General features: G+C 44.2%; 1 pseudogene. It reads left to right on the forward strand.

What is annotated here, in order from left to right:
* A pseudogene (gene dexB / locus ACTQ48_RS11455) lies at positions 1–541 on the forward strand (glucan 1,6-alpha-glucosidase DexB); the annotation flags it as partial.

Raw genomic sequence — 541 nt, forward strand, 5'->3', positions numbered from 1 at the left:
GAGTTGTCCATGGTTTTCCAATTTGAACATATCGGTTTGCAACACAAACCAAATGCGCCGAAGTGGACCTATGAGACAGAATTGAATGTTCCGGCTTTGAAGGAAATTTTCACCAAATGGCAGACAGAGTTGGAACTGGGTCAAGGATGGAACTCGCTTTTTTGGAACAATCATGATCTGCCTCGTGTCCTCTCTATTTGGGGAAATGATGGGGAATACCGTGAAAAATCTGGCAAGGCCTTTGCTATTCTCTTGCATCTGATGCGAGGAACTCCTTATATCTATCAAGGAGAAGAAATCGGCATGACCAACTATCCATTTGCTGATTTGACCGAAATTGAGGACATTGAGTCTGTCAATTATGCCAAGGAAGCCTTGGAAGAAGGACAAGATTTGGAATCGATTATGGATAGTATCCGTGCAATAGGACGTGACAATGCGAGAACACCAATGCAATGGACAGCAGGTCAGCAGGCAGGATTTTCAAGGGCTGATAAGACTTGGTTGCCAGTTCATCCAAACCACGAAGTCATCAATGTCG

This window comes from Collinsella sp. Sow4_E3 (genome assembly GCF_052116285.1).
In the GTDB taxonomy this organism is placed as follows: Bacteria; Actinomycetota; Coriobacteriia; order Coriobacteriales; family Coriobacteriaceae; genus Collinsella.